26 protein-coding genes and 2 pseudogenes are annotated in these 21,925 nt (G+C 56.8%); 14 read left to right on the top strand and 14 right to left on the bottom strand.

All coding sequences use genetic code 11. The features are described 5' to 3' along the window. Positions 1–624: 624 nt before the first annotated feature. From RTK35_RS00140 to RTK35_RS00120, 5 genes and pseudogenes are all read right to left on the bottom strand, one after another. A complete protein-coding gene (locus RTK35_RS00140) occupies positions 625–819 on the bottom strand; it encodes a YHYH domain-containing protein (RefSeq protein WP_316907038.1) in 195 nt (64 codons plus the stop codon). Then, positions 741–1,433: a TraX family protein gene (locus RTK35_RS00135; protein ID WP_074974245.1), complete on the bottom strand. Its 693-nt coding sequence runs from the start codon at positions 1,431–1,433 to the stop codon at positions 741–743. The genes RTK35_RS00140 and RTK35_RS00135 overlap by 79 nt, the downstream gene beginning before the upstream one ends. After that, a pseudogene (locus RTK35_RS00130) lies at positions 1,433–1,594 on the bottom strand (DedA family protein); the annotation flags it as partial. The pseudogene RTK35_RS00130 and the gene RTK35_RS00135, both read right to left, overlap by 1 nt. A 582-nt stretch (positions 1,595–2,176) precedes the next feature. Next, positions 2,177–3,553, bottom strand: coding sequence for a heavy metal sensor histidine kinase (locus RTK35_RS00125; RefSeq protein WP_316907037.1), 1,377 nt, complete (start codon positions 3,551–3,553; stop codon positions 2,177–2,179). 2 nt (positions 3,554–3,555) lie between these two features. After that, positions 3,556–4,233, bottom strand: a complete 678-nt coding sequence (locus RTK35_RS00120) for a heavy metal response regulator transcription factor (RefSeq protein ID WP_316907036.1) — start codon at positions 4,231–4,233, stop codon at positions 3,556–3,558. A gap of 206 nt (positions 4,234–4,439) precedes the next feature. Between RTK35_RS00120 and RTK35_RS00115 the strand changes: the two genes are divergently transcribed. From RTK35_RS00115 to RTK35_RS00095, 5 genes are all read left to right on the top strand, one after another. Next, complete coding sequence (locus RTK35_RS00115) at positions 4,440–4,799, top strand: co-regulatory protein PtrA N-terminal domain-containing protein (protein ID WP_316907035.1); 360 nt, start codon at positions 4,440–4,442, stop codon at positions 4,797–4,799. 167 nt (positions 4,800–4,966) lie between these two features. After that, the gene (locus tag RTK35_RS00110; protein ID WP_074974255.1) at positions 4,967–5,518 is read left to right on the top strand and encodes a plastocyanin/azurin family copper-binding protein; all 552 of its coding nucleotides are present in this window, start codon (positions 4,967–4,969) and stop codon (positions 5,516–5,518) included. Positions 5,519–5,663: 145 nt separating this feature from the next. Then, positions 5,664–6,191 carry a cupredoxin family protein gene (locus RTK35_RS00105; protein ID WP_316907034.1) on the top strand — a complete coding sequence of 176 codons (528 nt, stop codon included), beginning with the start codon at positions 5,664–5,666 and terminating at the stop codon, positions 6,189–6,191. 78 nt (positions 6,192–6,269) lie between these two features. Beyond that, positions 6,270–6,512: a DUF2933 domain-containing protein gene (locus tag RTK35_RS00100; protein WP_316907388.1), complete on the top strand. Its 243-nt coding sequence runs from the start codon at positions 6,270–6,272 to the stop codon at positions 6,510–6,512. Between the two features lie 5 nt (positions 6,513–6,517). Beyond that, positions 6,518–8,881 (top strand): heavy metal translocating P-type ATPase, encoded by a 2,364-nt coding sequence (locus tag RTK35_RS00095; RefSeq protein ID WP_316907033.1) that lies wholly within the window; start codon positions 6,518–6,520, stop codon positions 8,879–8,881. A gap of 44 nt (positions 8,882–8,925) precedes the next feature. Here RTK35_RS00095 and RTK35_RS00090 read toward each other — a convergent pair whose 3' ends face one another. Then, positions 8,926–9,201, bottom strand: coding sequence for a metal/formaldehyde-sensitive transcriptional repressor (locus RTK35_RS00090; protein ID WP_074974261.1), 276 nt, complete (start codon positions 9,199–9,201; stop codon positions 8,926–8,928). 71 nt (positions 9,202–9,272) lie between these two features. Here RTK35_RS00090 and dmeF point away from each other — a divergent pair, with 71 nt between their 5' ends. Next, complete coding sequence (gene dmeF / locus RTK35_RS00085; protein WP_074974263.1) at positions 9,273–10,235, top strand: CDF family Co(II)/Ni(II) efflux transporter DmeF; 963 nt, start codon at positions 9,273–9,275, stop codon at positions 10,233–10,235. 82 nt (positions 10,236–10,317) lie between these two features. Continuing rightward, complete coding sequence (locus RTK35_RS00080; protein WP_074974265.1) at positions 10,318–10,518, top strand: heavy-metal-associated domain-containing protein; 201 nt, start codon at positions 10,318–10,320, stop codon at positions 10,516–10,518. A 39-nt stretch (positions 10,519–10,557) separates the two neighbouring features. On the opposite strand, the gene RTK35_RS00075 is transcribed toward RTK35_RS00080, so the two are convergent. The 3 genes from RTK35_RS00075 to RTK35_RS00065 are packed head-to-tail and all read right to left on the bottom strand — an operon-like array spanning position 10,558 to position 12,496. Further along, the gene (locus tag RTK35_RS00075; protein WP_316907032.1) at positions 10,558–11,358 is read right to left on the bottom strand and encodes a DUF2063 domain-containing protein; all 801 of its coding nucleotides are present in this window, start codon (positions 11,356–11,358) and stop codon (positions 10,558–10,560) included. Beyond that, positions 11,355–12,191: a DUF692 domain-containing protein gene (locus tag RTK35_RS00070; protein WP_074974269.1), complete on the bottom strand. Its 837-nt coding sequence runs from the start codon at positions 12,189–12,191 to the stop codon at positions 11,355–11,357. The genes RTK35_RS00075 and RTK35_RS00070 overlap by 4 nt, the downstream gene beginning before the upstream one ends. Positions 12,192–12,235: 44 nt before the next feature. Further along, positions 12,236–12,496: a hypothetical protein gene (locus RTK35_RS00065; RefSeq protein ID WP_074974271.1), complete on the bottom strand. Its 261-nt coding sequence runs from the start codon at positions 12,494–12,496 to the stop codon at positions 12,236–12,238. Between the two features lie 292 nt (positions 12,497–12,788). Here RTK35_RS00065 and RTK35_RS00060 point away from each other — a divergent pair, with 292 nt between their 5' ends. The 6 genes from RTK35_RS00060 to RTK35_RS00035 all read left to right on the top strand — a co-directional run bounded on the left by RTK35_RS00060 (position 12,789) and on the right by RTK35_RS00035 (position 17,730). After that, entirely contained in the window at positions 12,789–12,995 is a 207-nt protein-coding gene (locus RTK35_RS00060) for a co-regulatory protein PtrA N-terminal domain-containing protein (protein WP_074974273.1), read from the top strand. 194 nt (positions 12,996–13,189) lie between these two features. Beyond that, on the top strand, positions 13,190–15,037 hold the full coding sequence (locus tag RTK35_RS00055) for a copper resistance system multicopper oxidase (RefSeq protein WP_316907031.1): 1,848 nt from the start codon (positions 13,190–13,192) through the stop codon (positions 15,035–15,037). A 12-nt stretch (positions 15,038–15,049) separates the two neighbouring features. Further along, entirely contained in the window at positions 15,050–15,364 is a 315-nt protein-coding gene (locus RTK35_RS00050; protein ID WP_074974287.1) for a hypothetical protein, read from the top strand. Continuing rightward, positions 15,354–16,445 carry a copper resistance protein B gene (locus RTK35_RS00045; RefSeq protein ID WP_074974289.1) on the top strand — a complete coding sequence of 364 codons (1,092 nt, stop codon included), beginning with the start codon at positions 15,354–15,356 and terminating at the stop codon, positions 16,443–16,445. Before RTK35_RS00050 ends, RTK35_RS00045 begins: the two co-directional genes overlap by 11 nt. A gap of 9 nt (positions 16,446–16,454) precedes the next feature. Then, positions 16,455–17,297, top strand: coding sequence for a c-type cytochrome (locus RTK35_RS00040; protein WP_074974291.1), 843 nt, complete (start codon positions 16,455–16,457; stop codon positions 17,295–17,297). Next, positions 17,287–17,730, top strand: a complete 444-nt coding sequence (locus RTK35_RS00035; RefSeq protein WP_074974293.1) for a DUF411 domain-containing protein — start codon at positions 17,287–17,289, stop codon at positions 17,728–17,730. The genes RTK35_RS00040 and RTK35_RS00035 overlap by 11 nt, the downstream gene beginning before the upstream one ends. A gap of 180 nt (positions 17,731–17,910) precedes the next feature. On the opposite strand, the gene RTK35_RS00030 is transcribed toward RTK35_RS00035, so the two are convergent. Both RTK35_RS00030 and RTK35_RS00025 read right to left on the bottom strand, forming a co-directional pair. After that, complete coding sequence (locus RTK35_RS00030) at positions 17,911–19,236, bottom strand: OprD family porin (protein ID WP_316907030.1); 1,326 nt, start codon at positions 19,234–19,236, stop codon at positions 17,911–17,913. Positions 19,237–19,393: 157 nt separating this feature from the next. Next, the gene (locus RTK35_RS00025; protein ID WP_074974297.1) at positions 19,394–19,726 is read right to left on the bottom strand and encodes a DUF2790 domain-containing protein; all 333 of its coding nucleotides are present in this window, start codon (positions 19,724–19,726) and stop codon (positions 19,394–19,396) included. Between the two features lie 177 nt (positions 19,727–19,903). On the opposite strand from RTK35_RS00025, the gene RTK35_RS00020 reads away from it, so the two are divergent. Further along, positions 19,904–20,751 (top strand): IS5 family transposase gene (locus RTK35_RS00020; RefSeq protein ID WP_316907029.1). Its coding sequence is split into 2 segments (ribosomal slippage): positions 19,904–20,246 and positions 20,246–20,751, totalling 849 coding nucleotides; the frame shifts between segments, so codons are not numbered across the junction. On the opposite strand, the pseudogene RTK35_RS00015 reads toward RTK35_RS00020, so the two are convergent. From RTK35_RS00015 to RTK35_RS00005, 3 genes and pseudogenes are all read right to left on the bottom strand, one after another. After that, positions 20,752–20,904, bottom strand: a pseudogene (locus tag RTK35_RS00015) (IS5/IS1182 family transposase); the annotation flags it as partial. A 102-nt stretch (positions 20,905–21,006) separates the two neighbouring features. Further along, entirely contained in the window at positions 21,007–21,582 is a 576-nt protein-coding gene (locus RTK35_RS00010; RefSeq protein ID WP_316907028.1) for a plasmid pRiA4b ORF-3 family protein, read from the bottom strand. Positions 21,583–21,778: 196 nt separating this feature from the next. Further along, the coding region (locus tag RTK35_RS00005) for a transposase (protein WP_316907387.1) at positions 21,779–21,925 on the bottom strand (147 nt) is incomplete at its 5' end.

The raw sequence follows: 21,925 nt of genomic DNA, 5'->3' as shown, positions 1-21,925 counted from the left end.
AAAAAAGAGGTAACTGCGGGATGCCTGCTTATCTATTTTGGCTTTCATTTTCTCTTGACGGGCTATTTCCAGCTCATTTTTCAGCCGCCCGTAGGTAGTTGCTGTCCACTCACCCCAGAGTGAGTGTTCGCAATGGTTCCGACACTGATTCGCACGCAAAACCGACACAACACGGTTGTTCAAAACTGACAGCCATTCGCACCCCGTCGAAACCTATCCGCATCCTCCGACAGCCATTCGCACGATCCCGACACCAATCCACCTGCTGCGTTAGGGAGTGGTTATTGAGCGCACATCGATTCGCGAGCTCGCTGAGTGGCAGGCTTCAGATCGCTGCTTTGAGTTACTCGATGTGCGCCGAGCTAACGTGCGCAACGCTAGCCGAGCACAGACGCCGAGGTGAAATGGTACGAGCCCGATCAGCTTTTTTTGGAAGGATCAGGTGCCACGGGATCGCCCCGTGAATCCTTACTGCGCTCGCGGGCATGAAATCAGCCAGGATGTGCCGCGAGCTGGATGCGCCGTATTTCGTCGACGGCTTTGCAGGATGGCGTGAAGCCAAGCAGGCGGTGTGCGATTTGGTCTAGCCATCTGCTTCTGGCCGCCTCGCGAGAGGCACCTAAATCAATGGCAGTGGTACTCGCCTGTGGAGTGGTTGGCATGGCAGCCCTTCGAATCGGTACCGCCGCTGTGAGCAATAGCAGCGTCGGAAAAAAGGGCAATAACGGTGGCGATGGCGATCACAGAGCCGCACGAAGCAACGCCAGCACCGCTAGATGGCCGGGGTAGAAGTAGTAACCCCAGCGCCCCACTGGCCATATGTGCTGGGTGATTTTCTGGCGCAATAGCCACAGGCCAACCAGCGGAGCCGCAAAGGTAGCAGCCATGGCCCACCAAGTGCCGGCTCCAATCCAGCCGTCACGACTATTGGCCAATACGCTGACCACTGCAGGTATGAGCCAGGTAATCCAAGGGCGTTGCGCTGCCAATACCATGGTCGCCGGCAGCAAGACACCAAAGGCGCCGTACATCAGCCGATCATGAAGCGCTATCGAAACGATCAGCGTGACTAGTCCTAGCGCCAAGCCTGCACGATCGCTGTGATGGACGCTCCAGGCAACGATAAACCCCAACATCAGTGTCGGCATGACATTCAGCGTATTGCTCATCTCGGACAGCGCCCTATACGGCAGCTCGGATATGAGGCTGAAAGCTAGCAGCCAGCTCAGATAGCGAAAGTTGTTGTCGCTGTATAGTTCTCCTGGGCGTGAACGTGACACGTTGGCGGCAATACCCAAGCAGAACAATGGGAAGGCGAAGCGTCCAACCACGAACAGCCAGGCTGTCTCTTCAGGCCAGAGATAGCGCAGGTGGTCTATGACCATCGTTAGCATGGCGAGCCATTTGACGAGATCCAAACTGGTCGAGCGCATTACCCCGCGATCCCAAGGGCAACAACGGTGAGAACCAGGTATCGAGCAGCCTTGGCCAGTAGCACGATCAAAAAGAAGCTCCAGAAGGGTTCGCGCATGACGCCGGCGATCATGGTCAACGGGTCGCCAATGATCGGAGCCCAATCCAAGTGCTCGGCCCACGATCGCATACTCCGAAGCCATACCACGGTAACCAAGAACACGCAGGCAATGATTGCTGCGGTGATCGTGGCGCGAAGCAGCTGCACTGTCGATGGGAGTGCGTTGAGGGTCGGAAGCTTGGTGTTGAACATTGAGAGAATTCCTTACTGAGAGACAATCAGGCCGATGATCTGGTATCCAAGGCCTTGTGCACGACAGAAAGCCGGTGATCACATACGAAGTGATGCTGAATTACAGGCTAGAAAAACGCTCGGTGGGGCAAAAATGATAAAAGCGGCCTAGGGCGCTTCAGGTTGGCAAGACCACCGTGTCGATTCGGCATGCGCGTCGATGGTTGATGGCTGTTGGCGATAGTGGAGCGGGGGGACGTCTTTCGAGCATCGGCTTACCAAGCGTGAGGGATGCCGTTTCCAAAATTCATAAGCTACAACGGAGAGCGAATGGCTGGCCCTGGTGTCAGCGCGCCGCTCGTTGCCTATCTGGATGCCGAATGCAATCAGCGCTCAGTCGGATGGTCCCTGCACCCACTCAGTGAAGTTGAGCGAGCGATTAGCAGTAACCGAACTACCACCAGACTGGCATCAGTGGGGGTGGGGAAGTTCGATGTGAAAGCCCGTAAGGTCCGCCACTGAGGTGCACCAGATGCGGCCTCTGTGAGCTTCAATGATGGATCGGGTGATGGCAAGTCCGAGCCCGGCGTTGCTCGGGCTTCCCTCCCGCCGAGCGGGGTCAACCCGGTAAAAGCGGTCGAAGAGCTTCTCTAAATGCTCTGGGCTGATTGTGCCCCCAGGGTTCTCGATGCTGAAGGTAGTTAAGTCAGCTGTCTCTCGGATCAAAACCGAAATTGTTGTTCCCGCCGGCGTATAGCGCAGTGCATTAGACAGCAAGTTGGATAGCGCTCGATCAAGCATCAGCCGATCTCCTAGCACTTGGCCCTTGCCTGAGAGCGATAGTTCAATGCCACGCTCTTCGGCCAGAAGGTGGTAGTAGTCAAACAGCTTGAAGACGACGTCAGCCAGCTCGATCCTGGCCTGCTCTGGGATGATCAGGCCATTATCAGCCTTGGCCAAGAACAGCATGTCATCAATCATCCGAGACATACGCTTCAAGTCCTCGAGGTTGGAGTACAGATTCTCCTCATAGGCATTGATATCGCGCTTTTTGCTCAGCACGACCTCCGTGTGGGTCATCAGATTGCTGACTGGAGTTCGAAGCTCGTGGGCTATGTCGGCCGAAAAATTGGAGAGCCTAACGAAGGCATCCTCTAGCCGAGCCAGCATCGCATTGAAGGACAGAACCAGTTGCTGAAGCTCTCGCGGTACTGGTTCGAGAGGGATTCGCTCTTGTAACGAGCGAGCGGACATCCCGGAGGCTACGTGTGTGACTTGTCGCAGCGGTCTGAGGCCGCTGCGAGCAACCACCCAGCCGAGCGCGGCACTGACCAGGGCACTGATGACCAATCCAATCCAGAACCATCGCTGCAGCGTGTCGAAAAAGTGTGTGTGATTGGTGACATCAAGAATGAGCAAGGCTGTGAGCGGCTCAGGCTGATCGGCTACTGAGATTTGCGCCGTCATGCCACGGTACATGTGTTGGCCGTCTTGCCACTCCCACATGCTCTGCTCATTGGCACGCCTGAAACGCTCAGGTACTTCGACTGCTCTGGGGTCGGAAAACAGTACAGAGCCGTCACTGGCCAGGATGGTCGCCGCCAGATCCTGATGGGCTCCCAACAAGGCTCGCAACTGCGGTAACTCCTCAGAAAGGCTCGCTTCGCCGCGGGCGTTGTTGAGGATATGTTTGGCGGATTCGAGTTTCTCCGCCAGGGCCTGCCGATCCAGCATCTTGAAGTGGTGCTGACTGAGCATGTTGAAACTCAGCCCCGCCACTGTCAGAACTACGATTACCGCAGACATGAACATTAAACTCATACGGGCGGTCAGCGAGAGGTGTTTCATACTCACTCCGGCGCATCCATCATGTATCCCATGCCACGGGCGGTATGGATTAGTTTGAGATCGAAATCGTCATCGATCTTGGCGCGCAGCCGACGTACGGCGACCTCAATGACGTTCGTGTCGCTGTCGAAGTTCATATCCCAAACCTGAGAAGCAATCAGAGATTTCGGGAGCACCTCGCCGCGCCGGCGCAGTAGCAGTTCCAGCAGTGAAAACTCCTTCGCGGTCAGGTCAATTCTTTTACCGCCGCGGATGGCGCGGCGCTTCATCAGATCGACCTCCAGATCGGCAATTTTCATCGTTGTTTGCGTGAGTGAGCCATTGCCTCTGCGCAGCAGCGTTCTGACTCTGGCCAGAAGTTCTGAAAAAGCAAATGGCTTGATCAGGTAGTCGTCCGCGCCCAACTCCAATCCTTTAACGCGGTCCTCCACCCCATCGCGTGCCGTTAAGAACAATACGGGAACGTCTTTTCCTGCTGCGCGCACCATGCGCAGCACTTCCCACCCGTCCAGCCCAGGCATCATCACATCCAGAATCAGGAGGTCATAGGACTCACTCAGCGCGTGTTGTAGAGCATCTGTGCCGGTCATAACCCGGTCGACATTGAAGCCCGCTTCGCTTAGGCCTTGCTGTAGGTATGCGCCGGTTCTAGGTTCATCTTCAGCTACCAGTAGTTTCATGCGAGCAGACTCCAAAAGTTTGTATGCCTGAGTTTGCAGACAAATGGCAGCTCCAGCCAGAAGCTTACAGAAAAGTAATCTTGAGCTCAGGTCATCGACAGAATTTTTCGTCTACAGTGATTGCCTGAGCACTAGGTTGCGCTCTCGGCCCTCGACAACCAAAAGCAGAGGTGCCGGCCATAGTTTGCACTGATGGAGACTGCCCCATGAAATCGCTGAAACCTTTGCTTCTGGTTGGTTCGCTACTGCTGTCTTCTATGGCTTGGGCCGAAGGGGGCGGCGACCGTGTATTCGAGCGTATCCAGCAGATGCGCGATAAAGCAGAAGCTGTGTTGGTTCAGGCGGAGAAGGCCCCGGTCGGCGAGCGGCATGTGCACATGAAAGAGCATATGAACATGCTTGAAGACATCATGAGCCAGCTGCACAACGAACATCCTGCGCCCGATATGTCTGCCGAAGAGCATCTGGCCTGGATGGAAAAGCATGACAAGCTGGTAGACGACGTGCTGGGTCAAATGATTCGAGAGCACAAGCTGATGATGGCCGACAAGGAATGCCATCAGTAAAGATCCCACCCATCTTCCAGGCCTTTCGTGATTGCTCCTTTGGCCTAGCGGCGCCTTTATGGCGCCGTGCTTTTTCCCAGCTGACGCAATTGTAGCTTTGGGGTCAGTGGCCTGGCAGCAAGTGGGGGATAGCATGAGATTTCCAGCATCCATCGCGAGGTCTCACCATGAAACACATACCCCTTAAGCTGCTGATGAGCACTCTGTTCATCAGCACTGCTATCTCGGCAATTGCCGAGCCCAACGGAAGCAACTTTGGCCAGCAGGCCAAGGCGAAGCCAGCGACTCGCACTATCTTGGTAAAGATGGCCGACATTAACTACAGCCAGAAAACGATCGATGTAAAACCGGGTGAAACCGTGCGCTTCGTTCTGAAGAACGAGGGCGCGTTGATGCACGAGTTCAACATCGGGCAAGCAACTTCCCAGCTGGAGCACCAGCGCAAGATGGCGTCCTTGTTCAAGGACGGCACTTTGACCCCGACCGGTATGGCCGAACGCATTGTCTGGCATGAGCGTTATGGCATGGGAGACGCCAACCCTCCAGGTTATCCGGAAGTCATCAAGGCTAAGCATGACGATCCGAACGCGGTTCTCGTCGAGCCCGGCACAACCAAAGAGTTCGTGTGGACCTTTCCGCAGGCGGGCAGTTTTAGCTTCGCCTGTACGTTGCCTGGGCATTACCAGGCAGGGATGGTCGGTGAGTTTGCTCTGCGTTAGTTCGGCACTGGTGCTACCCGTTGGCCGCGGGCTGGGTAGCACCGATCTGACGAACCTTACTGCAATGTAGTTTTCGCGTCAGCGTACCGCCAGCTGTACCTTCTTAGCATCGGGACTCATCCCTCCTCAACTTCAGAGGCACACCATGAAACTCAGACCCACTTCCAAAATCATAGCCCTTGGCTTGTTGCTCAGTGCTGTTAATGCGCTGGCCAGCCCGGGCCACACCAAAGACAGCATCGGGCAACCGGGAGACAGTCAGGCAGTAGATCGCACCATCGAAGTCCGGATGGGGGATATCTTCTTCGACCCCAAGGCAATTGAGATCAAAGCAGGCGAGACGGTGCGCTTCGTGCTGACAAACGAGGGGGCACTGCTGCACGAGTTCAACCTTGGCAAAGCGGCATCTCATGCTGCGCATCAGAAAGAGATGGCAGCGATGTTTCAGAACGGCACGCTCTCCCCGACAGGTGCTCCTAAAATGAGCAGTATGGATATGGGCGGCATGAAGATGGATGGCATGGAACACAATGACCCAAACAGCGTACTAGTCGGACCTGGAGCACGCGAAGAGTTGATCTGGACGTTCTCCGAGACCACTGATCTGGAGTTTGCCTGCAATGTTCCAGGACATTATCAGTCGGGAATGGTCGGTAAGGTGACCGTACGCTGACGTCTTATGATACTCGTCAACTCCGCTTAGCCAGAGACATCTATGCTGATCAGCAGCCATTGCATTGAGGCTATTGCCATGGACCATACCCATCACACCAATACCACGGAACCACCTTTTTGGAAGAGCAAGATAGGCATTGCACTGATCATGCTGGCCGTAATCGGCATCTTCTATGTGGCACGCGAGCATTACGGCCATCTGTCGCAGGCTTTGCCGTACCTCATCCTGCTGCTATGTCCGCTGATGCACCTTTTTGGCCACAATCATGGCGCCCACTCCAGTGGTGCCGAAGTTTCCAAGGACGAAGAGAGGAAATAAATCGCATGCAAAAGTCCTCCTGCCATCACGATCAGGATCATGCACATCACTCGCACTCTCACCCCGAGAGTCAACATGACCCGGTGTGTGGCATGGAGGTCAAACCTGATGGCCCTTACCACGATAGCGTTGAGGGGAAGACCTATCGTTTCTGCAGTGCGAAGTGCCTGGGGAAATTCAAAGCAGCACCTCACCAGTATATGAGCCACCAGCCTCATGGGGGGCATCACCAGCACGTGAATTCAGCACCCACATCGACACCTGTAGGTGCTGAATACACCTGCCCGATGCATCCTGAGATTCGTCAACAGGCTCCCGGAAACTGCCCGATCTGCGGGATGACGCTGGAACCTGTCATCCCGGAGCTGGAAGAGGAGGAAAACCCGGAGCTGAAGGACTTCTCGCGGCGGTTCTGGTGGACCCTCCCGCTGACCGTCATCGTGACCGTACTAGCAATGGCGGGTCACTCCCTACAGCTGCTCCATGGCACTACCCAGAACTGGGTCGAGCTGGCTCTGGCGACACCCGTGACGCTGTGGGGCGGCTGGGTGTTCTTCACCCGCGGCATCGACTCCATTCGCCACCGCAGCCCCAACATGTGGACCCTGATCGGTTTGGGAACGGCCGCTGCCTACCTCTACAGTGTGGCCGCCACTCTGGTTCCGCAGTGGTTTCCGGCAGCCTTCGTCCAGGATGGCCGTATCGGCGTCTACTTCGAGGCTGCTGCAGTGATTATCTCGCTCACGCTGTTGGGGCAAATGCTCGAGCTAAAAGCCCGCTCGCAGACTTCTGCCGCCATTAAATCGCTGCTGGGCTTGGCTCCCAAAACCGCTCGGCGCATAAGGCCCGACGGCCAAGAGGAGGACATTCCTCTAACTCACGTTCACCAGGGCGACCACCTGCGTGTCCGGCCGGGCGAGAAAGTCCCAGTGGATGGCATCGTGGTTGAGGGCGAGAGCGCGGTCGATGAGTCCATGCTCACCGGCGAACCGGTGCCTGTTACTAAGCGTACAGGCGATTCCCTCATCGGCGCGACCCTCAACACCCACGGCAGCCTGGTGATGGAGGCGCAGAAGGTGGGCGCTGAAACCATGCTGTCGCAGATCGTCCAGATGGTGGCCAGAGCCCAACGCTCCAAGGCTCCTATGCAGCGCATGGCCGATGCCGTTGCGGGGTATTTCGTGGTCGGGGTGATCCTGATCGCGATTCTGACCTTCTTCGGCTGGGGGCTGTTCGGGCCGGAATCTGGCTGGGTATTTGGCCTGATCAATGCGGTGGCAGTGCTGATCATTGCCTGCCCCTGCGCCCTGGGCCTGGCAACCCCAATGTCCGTCATGGTTGCGACTGGCAAGGCAGCTAGCAGTGGTGTGTTGTTCCGCGACGCCAGCGCCATCGAAAATCTATGCAAGATCGACACGCTCATCGTCGACAAGACTGGAACCCTGACTGAGGGGCGTCCCGTATTCCATAGCGCGGAAGGGACAGGCAGTTACGACTCCAACGAAGTGCTGCGCCTGGCCGCCAGTCTCGACCAGGGTAGTGAGCACCCGCTGGCTCATGCCATCGTCGATCACGCGCGTGGTCAAGGCATTGCACTGGTCAAGCCGGACACTTTCGAGTCTGGCTCGGGTATTGGTGTGCGCGGTCTGGTCGATGGCCATCAGCTGCAGCTCGGCAACACCGCACTGATGGACGAGGCGGGCGTCGATATTACCCCGCTGCGTAATCGCGCCGAGCAACTGCGTCTGGAAGGCATCAGCATCATCTATTTGGCCGTTGACGGTCGCCTGGCGGGACTCCTAGCCGTTTCCGATCCAATCAAGCCTACTTCTCAACAGGCTGTCTCCAAGCTTCAAAGCGAAGACGTGAAGGTCATCATGGCCACTGGTGATGGTCTCACTACAGCAAAGGCCGTGGCGAAGCAGCTCGGAATCGAGGAAGTGCATGGTGAGGTCAAACCGCAGGATAAGGAGAAACTGGTCGCCGATTTGCAGGGCTATGGCCGTCGTGTCGCCATGGCGGGTGACGGCATCAACGATGCGCCCGCCCTGGCCAGGTCTGACGTAGGTGTCGCCATGGGCACCGGTACCGATGTGGCGATGAACAGTGCTCAGGTGACGCTGGTCAAGGGAGACCTGATGGGCATCCTGCGAGCGCGCACCCTGTCAGTGGCAACCGTGAAAAACATGAGGCAGAACCTCGCCTTTGCGTTCCTCTACAACGCGATGGGGATCCCACTAGCGGCCGGGTTACTGTACCCGCTGACAGGGCATCTTCTGTCGCCCTTGATCGCTGCCCTGGCAATGAGCGTCAGTTCGGCTTCCGTTGTATTCAACGCATTGCGCTTGAGGCAAACCCGGATTGATTAGCAAAGGGGTGCAGAATCCGGACAGCAATAAAACGTAAGCCGGCACTACTTCAGGTAAGAGCGTAGAACGGTAATTACCTGCTCCAAATCCTCGTTCCTTTGCTGGGGAGGGACGTCGTCTGCACCCAGGTGCTCTCGGATATGTCCCTCTAACACCTCTGACATCAGTCCGTTGACTGCTCCCCGAATTGCTGCGATTTGCTGAAGAATCGCTATGCACTCCCTGTTCTGTTCCAGTGCTTTTTCCAATCCCTCTGCCTGCCCTTTTATGCGCCGCACGCGCGTCAGCAGCTGCTTTTGCGATTTGGTCGTATGAGCCATGTGGTCACCTTGATGGCATTAAAGTATACTGGGGTATAGTATATAGCAATTGATCGGGGAACATCTTAGGCATGAGAACTTCCATTCCTGTTGAGCGTTGGCATCACTCTCACGTCTTTGATGAGGGAAACCCACTGGCTGAGAGAAATACCCGCTGGGCGGTGGTGCTGACAGCCGTGATGATGGTGGCCGAGATCATTGGCGGTTGGATGTACAACTCGATGGCGCTCTTGGCAGACGGCTGGCACATGAGCTCCCACGTTTTGGCGCTTGGCCTTTCGGTTTTGGCTTATTCAGCTGCCCGCCGCTTCGCTCGCGACACTCGATTCGCCTTTGGTACTTGGAAGATCGAGGTGCTGGGCGGTTATAGCAGTGCGATCTTTCTCGTCGGTGTGGCTGGGTTGATGCTCTACCAGTCGGTTGAGCGTCTGATTGCACCGACACCGATCCACTACGACCAAGCCATCGCGATTGCCGGGATTGGTTTGCTGGTCAATCTTGCCTGTGCCTGGCTTCTCAAGGGTGGCCACGCCCACCATCACGAGCACGGCCATCACCATGACCACCATGGTCATGACCACCATCATGACCTGAATTTGCGCTCAGCCTATTTGCACGTGGTGGCTGATGCTGCGACGTCAGTGCTCGCCATCTTGGCTCTTGTTGGGGGTAAATTCTGGGGAGCAAGCTGGCTTGATCCTGTAATGGGAATCGTCGGTGCGGTGCTGGTTGCGATCTGGGCTTATGGATTGCTGCGTGACACTGGGCGTGTCCTACTAGATGCCGAAATGGACGCGCCAGTGGTTGCGGAAATCCGGGAAGTCATCTCGGCCAGTCCAATCCAGGCCACCATCACAGACCTTCACGTCTGGCGTGTGGGGAAGGGAAAGTACGCCTGCATCCTCTCGCTTGCCGTCATGGAGGTGGCTGAACCTGATTACTTCCGGGAGCAGCTAAGCATTCATGAAGAGCTGGTACACATCACTGTCGAGGTGAACCTGCGCCAGGGCCAACCCGCTGTATTGCAACCCTGAGTGGGCCACTTGACCTTGCCAAGGTGGCAAGGTTGATGCTGAGAGCACGGCAACTGGTGCCGTTCCTTAGATGAGGTGACATATGGTCGTTTTGAAGGTGACGGGGATGGGCTGCGGCAGCTGTGTGGGCAAGATCACGAAGGCGATCCAGGCCCTGGATCAGAACGCGCGGGTTGAAGTAGATCGAGCCACCGGCATAGTCTCGGTCGACACCGATGAAAGCGCGGCCACCTTGCGTGATGTGGTTCAGAAACTCGGTTTTGGGGCTGAACTTGCTGCGTAGGACTTCGGTGTGCCTGGTTCTATAGAGGGCCGCTACTCTTCAGCGGCCCTCACATCCAGGCTTGAGTCGAACCAGCAGCCCATCATTTACCCACTGTCGCAACCAGACTGCTGCCTGCATAGGTGCTTGTTCGGCGTATCTGGGGAGCAACGACTCGCAGAGGGTGGAGAAGGATTCTCCTGCAACAAGCAACTGCAGTGCGGTCGCTTCATCGGGCTCCAGGCTGCGATACTGGCATACCAACTCGCGGCGCCAGACCAGGCAGCTGCGTTCATCAGGCAGACGTGTAGGTTCCGGAAGCGGTTCTCCGCCTTTGGCGGCTTTCCATAGCTCTAGCGTGTTGTACGTCAAGTGCAGCCAGTTTGCTGATAGCACCAGTGACACCCTAAGGGTGACCCAGTCTTCTGCCGAGAAGCTGCTTATGCTCTCGGCCGAGAGCGCATCGGTGTCCGGGGCATCGAATGCCAGTGTAAAGGCCCACTCCAGCGTGGCGAGCTCGCGCAGTGGCGACAGCTGTGGCTCCGCGACATAGTTGCCGATGAACTCGGGCAGATGCTCGCCAAGCCAGCGGAGGCTGTAATGCCGCGGAGGCCAGGCAGCGATATAGGCCATTGCCAACTGCTCGAACGACTCGTCTCCCAGCCATTGCTGCAGCGCCGGGAAATCCTCGCGCAGCACCGCCAGCAGGCGAGCGCGATAGGCGTTGTGGTAGATCTGCAAGCCTTCAAGGGCACTCAGTGCAGTGCTACCGCGAACTTGCTCCAAAAGCTCGGCGGAGGGCAGGGTGCCTTCATCTGTCAGGTAAGTTTCAAATGCCGTCTGTAGGGCGCTAAGGCTCAAGGTGTTGCCCTCGATACAACGCCATTGGAAATTGCTCGGGCATGCTCCAACTCGGATAACAGATCCTCGAAGGGTGGAAAATGATCATCCCGCTCGATCAAAGTCGATGTTGGGCCCATGTAGCTCAGCGTCTTGCTGTAGAGCGCCCAAACTGGATCAGCGATGGGCTGATCATGGGTGTCGATGAGGTATCGTCCGTAATCGCTGTGCCCGGCCAGGTGTATTTGACGAATCCCCTCGTGCGGCAATTCCATGATGTACTGCCAAGGGTCGAAACCCTGATTTCGTGCGCTGACGTAGACGTTGTTCACGTCAAGGAGCAACTCGCAACCGGTTAGGTAACTCAGTTCTGCGAGAAACTGCGATTCGCTCATGCTGGACGTCTTCCACTGCACGTAAGAGGAAACGTTCTCCAGCACAATGGGACGTTCCAGAACATCCTGCACTAGACTCACCCGCGCGGCGACATGCAGCAGGCTTTCTTGGGTAAACGGCAGCGGTAGCAGGTCGTGGAGTTGATGGGCGTTGCCGCGACTCCAGCACAAGTGGTCGGAGACCCACTGGGGCTGTATCCGGTCCGCCAGTTGCTTGAGCTGTCGTAAGTAACCCATGTCCAGGTTATGTAAACCGCCGATCGACAGCGATACTCCGTGCATCACCAGGGGGTATTGCTCGCCAATCGCATCGAGAAAGTAGAGGGCCTTGCCACCGCCCACTAGGTAATTCTCGGAAATCACTTCAAACCAGTCGACCGCAGGCCGCTGTTCAAGAATCTGCTGGTAATACTCACTGCGAAGGCCAAGGCCGAAACCCAGCGTTGTGTGCTCACTCATTCAAGACTCCAGCAGGGGGAGTGGCAGGCACTCCCCGAATGGCATTATTCGCTGGTCTTGCCACCGGCCTCATCGCACTTCGCCTGAGTCATCAGCTTGAAACCTTGGCCTTTGCATTCACCCTGGCCTTTGCAGGCGTTTTTGGCGGTCGCGCAATCGTTCTGGCCTTTACAACCATTGACGCCGAAGCATTTCACTTCAGCTGCTTTCGTGTCTTGGGCAGCTTGGGCGGGCAGGGTGGAGAACAGGCTGGCAGCCACGAGAGCCAGAGCGGCACCGGTAGCAACGTTGGATTTGTTCGACATAGTGGCAATCTCTCTTAATGGTTGGTGGTCGTATCCGCAGATGCGAATGACCCTATGTAGCTTAGGCATCACTGCCGAGCATGCTCTCTCAAGAAATTCGCAAGGCTTTTGTGAGGGCATGAAAGACAGTACCGAGCCTGCTGGATGGGCTACAAGTAAGAAATAGCAACCTGACAGAACTGTAATGTTCAGCTCAGGTTGCTGACAGGCCCTCTTGGTTAACGTGACATCGAGCCTGATGCTCGGCCTCCGCAGCTGCAGGGGCCCACTGAACTTACGAGGAATACCCCATATGAAATCGATCAAAGCTCTGTTTGTAGTTACTGCCCTGGGTATCTCCAGCCTGGCAATGGCTGAAGGTGGCGCTGACCGCACCTTCGCACGCATGGATCAAGCACGTCAGGCGTCAATGGAGGCCTACCGGGTAGCACAACAGCAGAAAGTTGAGGCTCCTGTGGCCAGCAACCCAGCCAAGCAAGCAGAGCACACCAACTGCTAAAGGCTGCTACCTTACATAAATGTAATCACCTCGATGGTTGGGATATGGCAGTTTCATACTGCTGATCGTCGGTGATACTTGAGTAATGCATCGACGTGGAAAATCGAGGGGTGAAATCCCCAACATTGAAGCAGCCATGAACCCGAGACCGGGCACACCATCACCGGCTCATTTGACGGATTGGACAAAACGGCATGCAAAGTAAAACCACAAGGCGCACCTTCGTCAAAGGCCTGGCCGCCACCGGCATTATCGGCGGCCTTGGCCTGTGGCGCACGCCGGTCTGGGCGGTGACCAGTCCCGGCCAGCCCAACGTACTGACTGGTAATGAATTCGACCTGTTCATCGGTGAAACCCCGGTGAATATCACCGGCGCAGCGCGTACTGCCATGACCATCAACGGCTCGCTCCCTGGGCCGATTCTTCGTTGGCGCGAAGGCGATACGGTCACATTGCGCGTGCGCAACCGCCTCAAGGAGGACACCTCCATCCATTGGCACGGCATCATCCTGCCGGCGAACATGGATGGTGTTCCGGGCCTGAGCTTCCATGGCATCGCCCCTGACGGCATGTATGAGTACAAGTTCAAGGTCAACCAGAACGGTACCTACTGGTATCACAGTCACTCGGGGCTGCAGGAGCAGGTCGGCGTATACGGCGCGCTGGTCATAGATGCCAAGGAGCCCGAGTCCTTCAGTTACGACCGTGACTACGTCGTACTGCTGAGCGACTGGACGGATGAAAATCCAGCGCGGGTACTGGCCAAGCTGAAGAAGCAGTCGGACTACTACAACCAGCACAAGCGCACCGTCGGCGACTTCATTGATGACGTAAGCGAGATGGGTTGGTCCGCCGCCGTAGCCGACCGCAAGATGTGGGCCGAAATGAAGATGAGCCCGACTGATCTCGCCGACGTCAGTGGCTACACCTACACCTACCTGATGAACGGCCAGGCACCTGATGGCAACTGGACCGGCATATTCAAACCGGGCGAGAAGATCCGTCTGCGTTTCATCAATGCCTCGGCCATGACGTACTTCGATGTGCGTATCCCCGGCCTAAAAATGACGGTAGTCGCGGCCGATGGCCAGCACGTCAAACCAGTCAGCGTCGATGAGTTCCGTGTCGCCGTAGCCGAGACCTACGACGTGATAGTCGAGCCCGATAGCGAGCAAGCCTACACCGTCTTTGCTCAATCCATGGATCGCACTGGCTATGCGCGCGGCACCCTTGCGGTACAGGAAGGGTTGAGTGCTCCGGTACCAAGCCCCGACCCGCGCCCACTGATCGCGATGGGCGACATGGGTATGGATCACGGCAGCATGGGCGGCATGGGCGGCATGGATCACGGAAGCATGGCCGCAATGGACCACAGCAGCATGGCCGCAATGGACCACAGCAGCATGGCGGGTATGGATCACGGCAGCATGCAGGGTGGCATGGCTGGGATGGATCATAGCCAGATGGCCGGAATGGATCATTCAGGCATGGCAGGCATGGCAGGCATGGCAGGCGCCATGCAGGCACACCCGGCATCAGAGACCAATAACCCGCTGGTCGACATGCAGACCATGACGCCGACACACAAGCTGGACGATCCAGGTATCGGTCTGCGTGATAACGGCCGGCGCGTCCTTACTTACTCTGACCTGCGCAGCACCTTCCCTGATCCGGACGGGCGTGAGCCAAGTCGCACCATCGAGCTGCACCTCACCGGACATATGGAGAAATTCTCCTGGTCCTTCGATGGAATCAAGTTCTCTGACGCCGAGCCTCTGCGCCTCAAGTACGGCGAGCGTGTTCGCATCACGCTGGTCAACGACACCATGATGACTCACCCGATCCATCTCCATGGCATGTGGAGTGATCTGGAGGATGCGAACGGCAATTTCCTGGTGCGTAAACACACTATCGACATGCCGCCAGGCTCCAAGCGTAGCTATCGAGTGACGGCCGATGCGTTGGGGCGTTGGGCCTATCACTGCCACCTGTTGCTCCACATGGAAATGGGCATGTTCCGTGAAGTCCGTGTGGATGAGTAAAGGAGATTTCTGATGAGCACTTTTATGAAGCGAAATGCCCTTGTTGGCAGCGCAGTTATGTTCAGTCTTTTGGCTGCTCTGCACGCACCTGCATCATGGGCAGGTGAGGGGCACGGTGAGCACGAACAACATGCTGCCGAGTCGGCTGCGCCCAACGCCACCAGTGGCAAGGCTGCAGATCAATCGAAGGATAAGGCCGCTGGCCAGCAGATGGATCATGGCACCATGGATCATGAGGGCATGAACCACGACGGTATGAAGCACGAAAACATGATGGATAAGCATGGCGGCACCGAGGCCGAAGCAGGTTCGAACCATGACCACTAGGTTTTCACGTCCGTCCCTTATAGCGTTAGCCGTATCGCTGAGTGCGTTCAGCGGCGGCGTTACCCAGGCTGCGGAAGAAATGGATCATTCGGCAATGGGGCACGGCTCCATGTCGATGGACCATAGCCAGATGGATCACGGTTCCGCCAAAGCGCCGATGGAGGGCATGGATCACAGCAAGATGGATCATGGTGCCATGCAGAGCGAGTCGGGCAGCATGGACCATAGCCAGATGGGCCACAGCCAGGGCCAAGAGAAGGCCCCGGCCATGGACCACAGCAAGATGGGGCACGGCACCATGCAAGGACAGATGGAGGGCATGGATCACTCGAAGATGAATCATGGCTCCGCTGAAGCCCCGAGAACCACCAGCCGTACGCCGATTCCCGTTCTGACGGATGCTGATCGTCAAGCGGCTTTCCCGCCACTGCCTGGCCACAAGGTGCACGACAGCGCCATCAACAGCTTTTTCCTGCTCGATCAGCTCGAATACCAGGACGCAGATGAGGGCAGCACTCTGGCCTGGGATGCGTCGGGTTGGGTAGGCGGTGATATCAACCGGGTGTGGTTCCGCTCCGAAGGCGAGCGTACCAACGGCGTGACCGAGGATGCGGAATTACAGCTGTTGTACGGCCGCTCGATCGGCCCCTGGTGGGACGTCGTCGCGGGCGTTCGCCAGGACTTTAAACCGGAGTCGCCGCAGACTTGGGCCGCCTTCGGTGTTCAGGGCATGGCGCTTTACGCCTTCGAGGCCGAAGCCACGGCGTTCGTGGGCGAGAATGGCCAGACGGCTGCCCGATTGGAGGGTGATTACGACATTTTGCTAACCAACCGGTTGATCCTACAGCCGACTGCCGAAGTGAACTTCTACGGCAAGAACGATCCTGAGCGTGGCGTGGGGTCGGGGTTGGCCAATACTGAACTCGGCTTGCGTCTGCGCTACGAGATTGTCCGGCAGTTTGCCCCCTATATCGGCGTTTCCTGGAGCCGCTCCTATGGCAACACGGCTGACATGGTGCGCGACGAGGACGGTGATGTAAACGAGGCGCGTTTTGTCGCCGGTATCCGGATGTGGTTTTGAGAACCTGACATGAAAAGAACAATTAAAACTTTGGTGGCGGCTGGTGTAGTCGGTAGCACAGCTGTCCTGGCCGGTGCGTACTATGGCGTGGTCAACGTGGGGGCCGACGATCCTCATTTTCCCGCAGTGAGCGCGTTTCTCACGATGGCCCGTGACCGCTCTATCGAGGTTCGTTCGCGGGACATCGAGGTTCCCAATCTCGATGATCAAGCTCTTATTCGCACCGGGGCGGGCAACTACAACTCCATGTGCATCGGCTGTCACTTGGCGCCAGGTGTGGCGGAGACCGAGCTGAGCCAATCGCTTTATCCTGCTCCCCCAAATCTCGCCAAGATCGGTGTCGATGGCAATCCCTCTGCAGCATTCTGGGTAATCAAGCACGGCATCAAAGCTACAGGTATGCCTGCTTGGGGCAAGAACATGGGCGATCAGTACATCTGGGGCATGGTTGCCTTCCTCAACCAGCTGCCGACGATGGATGGCAAACAATACCAAGCACTCGTCGCATCCAGTACCGGCCATCAACATGGTGGTGGAGAAACGCAGATGCATAACCATGAAGGGCAGCACGGCGACAACAAGCCTGGCGATCATGGCAATAGCGGCGGTGGCGAAGACCATCATGGAACAGGTGATGCCGGAGAGCCTGGTCATCACGATACTGCGGCTACGGATAACGGCGGTGACTCCGCTTCTGAGGCTGACCACCACTCGGATATGAGTGCCGATGACCACCATGCTGGGAATGAGGCACCTGCCAACGGAGGCGATCATCACTCCAAGCAGGCTCCGAATGCCGCGCCCAAGACCCACACCCACGCTGATGGCAAAGAACACGTACATGAAAACTAACTATCTGGCCTTACTCGGCGCTCTCTCCATCACATCTGCGGTTCAAGCAGCTGATGCCCTGACGATTGATGTTCATCGTGATGCCAATTGCGGGTGTTGCAAGAAGTGGATTACGCACCTCGAAGCGAATGGCTTCAAAGTCGTCGACCATGTCGAAAGCAACATGACGGCAGTGAAGCAAAGTCTGGGTGTTGCGCCACGCTTGGCGTCTTGCCACACCGCGGTGATTGACGGCAAGTTCGTCGAAGGACATGTGCCAGCGGCTCAAGTCCTAGAACTCAGCAAGCGTAATGACCTCGTGGGCATCGCTGTTCCCGGGATGCCGGCCGGCTCTCCCGGCATGGAAGTCGATGGCGTACAGCATGTCTACCAGGTCATTGGCTTGACCAAGACGGGTGCTGATCAGATCGTGGCAGAATATCCCGCTCAGTAGCAGCTCCTGCCACCATGGCCGCTTGTGCATCGAGTGACCGACGCTTTTTCAAACCACCCGTCAACCTAAGTAAAAAAGGCACCCGAAGGTGCCAAGGGCTGTCTCCAAACCAAAGGAGCACTACGAGGGGACAGCAGGACCAAGGCGCGAGCGGGCAACCAACCCGCTCGCGCACCGAGGTTAGAGAACTTCCAGCGGGTACTCGACAATCAGGCGGACTTCATCAAGATCGGACTCGTAGTCGGTCGCGCGAGTGGTCATTTGGCGAACACGGAAAGACATATCCTTCAGTGATCCAGTCTGCACAACGTATTTGGCCTCGATGTCCCGCTCCCAGCGCTTCTGGTTGGTCAACGGATCGCCGTTGTCATCCCGACGCATATAGACCTCGTTGGCATTGCTGTAGTCGGCATCCCAGCCTTGGGCATACCGAGTCATGAAGCTCAATCCAGGCACACCGAAAGACTCCATATCCAGGTCATAGCGCACTTGCCATGACTTCTCCTTGGGCGAGTTGAAGTCGCTGTACTGGATGGAGTTGTCTAGATAGATGGAGTCCGATTGGCGCAAGTAGTCGAAGTCATCATCGCCATTGTTGCGCTGTAAACCTACCAGCACTGTGTGAGCGCCGAACTGGATGCCGACCTTACCGCTAAAGATGTTGTTATCGAAGCGCCCCAGGAGTTGCTTACCTTCATCGACCGCCTTGTAGTAATTCAGCCCACCGATCAAGGTGACATCGTCCGCAAGCGGATAGCTCAGCGTGGTGCCCGCGTAGTATTGATTCCAGGCATCCTTGAGGCGACTGGTGTAGAGACTGAAGCCGACGTTGTCATTAAGCGTGTAATCACCACCGAAATAGGCGATCCATGGCGAGTCCACTTCGCCCGCGTAGAAGGTAGCGAAGCCGTCGCGCAGGCTGCTGGTATTGGGTTGGCTCATCGAGTGGAGGCGACCGCCTTGAAGCGACAGTCCTTCCACGCTGCTGTTGGTCACGGTGACACCTCGGAAACTCTCCGGTAAAAGCCGCGCATCACCGTATTGGACGACCGGGCTGACGGGAAAGACGTCGCCCGCCTTGATCTCGGTATCCATGAACCGAGCTTTCACCGCGCCACCCAGTTTGGAGTAGTTGTCCTCAGCCTGCCCCAGGCTGTTGTAAGGCAGCACATCGACTGAGCCGCCGGCTCCTGAACGGCCGTCGCCAGTGTCAAGTTTGAGCCCTAGCATTGCAAAGGCATCGACACCAAAGCCTATAGTGCCCTCGGTGAAGCCAGACTCGAATCGGCCTATCACGCCATGCGCCCACTCCTCCGAATAGCCATTACCTGAACTGCTGGACTGGCCCTTACGGAAATCGCGGTTGAAGTAGAGGTTTCGATTGAGGATGGTCAGGCTGCTGCCTTCGATAAATCCCTCGCCTTTCTCGCCAGCGGCCATTGCAGCTTGGCCGATGCTGACGCTCAGAGCGAGCAGAGAAAGCCCTAACAAAGTCCTGTTATTCATAAGTGTTCCTGATGTTATTGGCAGTTGTCATTGTGTGGTTGCATATATGTGCCAAGCGCGCCGGGCATAGCCAAGGCGCGCTTTGAGTATATTTCCACATGCCAAATAACACCAAGGCGACATGAAAATTACATTTCAGTCAGCGTAATGTCATTTATTAATTCTTGTTCCGGCAACCTGTTCCGGCTGCCCGGTATTCGAGAATATTCAGATTGCCGTTGGAGTCCTCGTAGGTCATCTGAGCCGGCATCACATCGCAGCTAGAGTCCGTCCGGGTAGTGGCCACGACTTTGGCGATATCCAGTTTCATGCCGTAACGGTAATGAATAACTTCAGGCGGATTCTTTCCGTTAGCTGCAGCATATTCTTGCATGGCCTGCTCATTGGCCTGAATCATCCGACCATAAACACGATCAGCGCCACCTTCTGCCAGAGCGGCAGAGGAAGCAACCATAACGGTAAGTGCTGCAATAACGTTGAGGCTTTTCATGTTTAATCACTCCTTCAAGGTGGTGATTAAAATATATCTGCTCAACCTGTCATAAAAATGAAGTCAAAATTACATCGCCGTAATGCTTCCTGCCGCGTTACCCGGGCAAGTCAACTTAGGTTCTGTACGAAAAGTCGGTACAGGTAGAATCGCCACCATGATTAGCTGGAGGCCCACATGGCAAGGCGCTACGAACTCCCAGATGCGGACTGGGAGTTGATCAAGGATATGGTTTCCCCGGAACAGAAGATGGGCCGACCTCGAAGTGATGACCGGCTGGTGCTCAACGGCATCTTCTGGATCCTCTGCTCCGGAGCCGCCTGGCGTGATCTGCCGGAACGTTTCGGCCCGTGGTCGACGGTTTATCAACGGTTCCGTGACTGGCGAGACGACGGCACGTTTAACCGAGTACTTGAGCGCTTGCACGTCCGGTTGAATCAGGAAGGCCTGATCGACCTGGATACGTGGATGATCGACTCCACCGCGGTGCGTGCAACCCGAGCCTCTTCTGGCGCCGGGAAAAAGGGGGGCCAGAAGAACCGGTAGATCATGCATTGGGACGTAGCCGAGGCGGCCTAACCACCAAGATTCACCTTATCTGCGATGCCAACGGGATACCTCCCCACTTCATGCTGTCACCCGGGCAGGCCAGCGACATTGGCCATGCTCAGCCACTCTTAGATCAGGTACGTATCCCCGGAAGGTCTGGACGGCCTCGTAAGCGCTGCCGTTGGTTACTGGCAGACAAAGGTTACGATGCCGAGCATCTGCGCCAGTACCGCTACCGCATGCAGCCGGTGATTCCGCAGCGCACCAGGAAGCGCAAACCCAAGCCAGGACTACCCCGACTGTTTGATCGTCCGAAATACCGGCAGCGGAATATCATTGAGCGGATGTTTGGCTGGCTAAAAGAAAACCGGAGAATTGTCACCCGTTACGACAAGCTCGCCAGGAGTTTTGCCGCAATGGTCACGCTGGCTTGCACGCTGCGATGCCTGCGGCAGTACTTTTCGTACAGAACCTAGACGACCATCTTCTCCCTCGGGGTAGTGTGGCTCGATCAGGGAAATCAAGCCCTCCCACGGCATCATCTGTTCCATCTTGATCAGGAACAGCTCTTTGCGAGTCTGTTTACGCTTGCCGGCGTACTTGGTGTCGGCGAAGGCCATCTGCTTCATCGGAGGACTCGGGCAGCGGAATCGGTGTATCTCATCAGATTCGAAAAGTCTCCTTCAGGACCTCCCTAAGCCCAGCCGCATCGGCTTGATCGAATGTCACCCTCACTGGTTATTGCAAACCCGCTGCACTGCCGCCTTCGCAGCCCGGAGATCGAACAGCTCCGGATCGAACGTGCCACCCGCCCACTCCAGTGCCTCCCGACCAGCAGGGCTGGTGGGAGAGTGGATGCTCTGCAAGAACGCCATGTACCCGTGTGGCCCGCCTACGTCCTCCGGCGGACATGCGCCGGCTCCGTCCAGCAGCTCGCACCAGGCCCCCGTAACCTCGCACGGCCGGACAGATTCCACTGCGATCACATGCAGCCATTCATCCCCGAAGTCGTAGATGTACTGCATCCGGTCCCCTGGTTTAAGCGCGCGCCGTACTTTCACTCGGCGATCGTCCGCTGTTCCCGCTTCCGGCAGTCCTATGTCGGGGTCAGGTGGCAGGTAGTGGTCGATGCCATTGGAGAACTCATGCAGATGGCGACTCTCCCAGCCGAATGCTGCCTGGATGAAGTGGTGCAGCCGTCGCAGCGAACAATCCCCCGTTACCGCCAGCCGCCGCCAGACGGGTGGCAGCACCACTAGGGGAGCCAACTGAACATGCAGCACATATATCGATGGAGTCGTTGCCATTCATTCTTCCTGTTGCCCTGGCTTTGAGCAGAAGCAGTTCTTACTTGGTCCGAGGCTCGTCAGTGAGCCGCTCTTGATTGCAGACGAAGGACTGTCGACCAGGTAACGGGCTTAAGCAAGGTTTTCTGGGAAGCAAGGCCTGCACATTCGAATGCGAGGCGAGGGGATTGATACCGGGCGATGGGGCGACGCGTTGCTAGGTTCTGTACGAAAAGTACTGCCGCAGGCATCGCAGCGTGCAAGCCAGCGTGACCATTGCGGCAAAACTTCTGGCGAGCTTGTCGTAACGGGTGCTAATTCTCCGGTTCTCTTTTAGCCAGCCAAACATCCGCTCAATGATATT

It is taken from the genome of Pseudomonas sp. zfem003 (assembly GCF_032621675.1).
GTDB lineage: Bacteria > Pseudomonadota > Gammaproteobacteria > Pseudomonadales > Pseudomonadaceae > Metapseudomonas > Metapseudomonas otitidis.
The sequence above is the reverse complement of the archived record's forward strand: the minus strand, read 5'-3'. Positions and strand labels throughout refer to the sequence as shown.

Coding starts and splice junctions, on each gene's coding strand:
- RTK35_RS00025 (WP_074974297.1), bottom strand. CDS start 19,726: ATGAAAAGCCTCAACGTTATTGCAGCACTTACCGTTATGGTTGCTTCC.
- RTK35_RS00115 (WP_316907035.1), top strand. CDS start 4,440: ATGAAATCGCTGAAACCTTTGCTTCTGGTTGGTTCGCTACTGCTGTCT.
- RTK35_RS00110 (WP_074974255.1), top strand. CDS start 4,967: ATGAAACACATACCCCTTAAGCTGCTGATGAGCACTCTGTTCATCAGC.
- RTK35_RS00120 (WP_316907036.1), bottom strand. CDS start 4,233: ATGAAACTACTGGTAGCTGAAGATGAACCTAGAACCGGCGCATACCTA.
- RTK35_RS00060 (WP_074974273.1), top strand. CDS start 12,789: ATGAAATCGATCAAAGCTCTGTTTGTAGTTACTGCCCTGGGTATCTCC.
- RTK35_RS00135 (WP_074974245.1), bottom strand. CDS start 1,433: ATGCGCTCGACCAGTTTGGATCTCGTCAAATGGCTCGCCATGCTAACG.
- RTK35_RS00070 (WP_074974269.1), bottom strand. CDS start 12,191: ATGAGTGAGCACACAACGCTGGGTTTCGGCCTTGGCCTTCGCAGTGAG.
- RTK35_RS00080 (WP_074974265.1), top strand. CDS start 10,318: ATGGTCGTTTTGAAGGTGACGGGGATGGGCTGCGGCAGCTGTGTGGGC.
- RTK35_RS00100 (WP_316907388.1), top strand. CDS start 6,270: ATGGACCATACCCATCACACCAATACCACGGAACCACCTTTTTGGAAG.
- RTK35_RS00095 (WP_316907033.1), top strand. CDS start 6,518: ATGCAAAAGTCCTCCTGCCATCACGATCAGGATCATGCACATCACTCG.
- RTK35_RS00140 (WP_316907038.1), bottom strand. CDS start 819: ATGGCCAGTGGGGCGCTGGGGTTACTACTTCTACCCCGGCCATCTAGC.
- RTK35_RS00125 (WP_316907037.1), bottom strand. CDS start 3,553: ATGAAACACCTCTCGCTGACCGCCCGTATGAGTTTAATGTTCATGTCT.
- RTK35_RS00040 (WP_074974291.1), top strand. CDS start 16,455: ATGAAAAGAACAATTAAAACTTTGGTGGCGGCTGGTGTAGTCGGTAGC.
- RTK35_RS00050 (WP_074974287.1), top strand. CDS start 15,050: ATGAGCACTTTTATGAAGCGAAATGCCCTTGTTGGCAGCGCAGTTATG.
- RTK35_RS00105 (WP_316907034.1), top strand. CDS start 5,664: ATGAAACTCAGACCCACTTCCAAAATCATAGCCCTTGGCTTGTTGCTC.
- RTK35_RS00045 (WP_074974289.1), top strand. CDS start 15,354: ATGACCACTAGGTTTTCACGTCCGTCCCTTATAGCGTTAGCCGTATCG.
- RTK35_RS00030 (WP_316907030.1), bottom strand. CDS start 19,236: ATGAATAACAGGACTTTGTTAGGGCTTTCTCTGCTCGCTCTGAGCGTC.
- dmeF (WP_074974263.1), top strand. CDS start 9,273: ATGAGAACTTCCATTCCTGTTGAGCGTTGGCATCACTCTCACGTCTTT.
- RTK35_RS00055 (WP_316907031.1), top strand. CDS start 13,190: ATGCAAAGTAAAACCACAAGGCGCACCTTCGTCAAAGGCCTGGCCGCC.
- RTK35_RS00035 (WP_074974293.1), top strand. CDS start 17,287: ATGAAAACTAACTATCTGGCCTTACTCGGCGCTCTCTCCATCACATCT.
- RTK35_RS00010 (WP_316907028.1), bottom strand. CDS start 21,582: ATGGCAACGACTCCATCGATATATGTGCTGCATGTTCAGTTGGCTCCC.
- RTK35_RS00065 (WP_074974271.1), bottom strand. CDS start 12,496: ATGTCGAACAAATCCAACGTTGCTACCGGTGCCGCTCTGGCTCTCGTG.
- RTK35_RS00090 (WP_074974261.1), bottom strand. CDS start 9,201: ATGGCTCATACGACCAAATCGCAAAAGCAGCTGCTGACGCGCGTGCGG.